At 50.9% G+C, this 383-nt stretch carries 1 protein-coding gene; it reads right to left on the bottom strand.

Annotated features, from left to right (window positions below):
• Positions 1-383: hypothetical protein (locus ACKTR2_RS10535; protein ID WP_407885095.1), on the bottom strand; the 383-nt coding region annotated here is incomplete at both ends.

Here is a 383-nt window from a genome sequence, read left to right as displayed (position 1 = left end):
TTGAACCAGAGTTCGAGTTACCGGTGTTGCTGTCACCGGTGTTATTCGAGCCAGAGTTCGAATTACCGGTGTTGCTGTCACCGGTGTTGTTTGAACCAGAGTTCGAGTTACCGGTGTTGCTGTCACCGGTGTTATTCGAGCCAGAGTTGCTGTTCCCAGTGTTGCTATCACCAGTGTTATTCGAGCCAGAGTTGCTGTTCCCAGTGTTGCTGTCACCGGTGTTGTTCGAACCACTGTTTGAGTTACCGGTATTGTTGTCACCGGCGTTGTTCGAGCCAGAGTTCGAGTTACCGGTATTGCTGTCACCGGTGTTGTTTGAACCACTGTTACTGTTCCCAGTGTTGCTGTCACCGGTGTTGTTCGAACCACTGTTCGAGTTACCG

It is taken from the genome of Furfurilactobacillus curtus (assembly GCF_045862785.1).
GTDB classification, from domain to species: domain Bacteria; phylum Bacillota; class Bacilli; order Lactobacillales; family Lactobacillaceae; genus Furfurilactobacillus; species Furfurilactobacillus curtus.
This window is presented reverse-complemented; position numbering and strand designations above follow the sequence as displayed.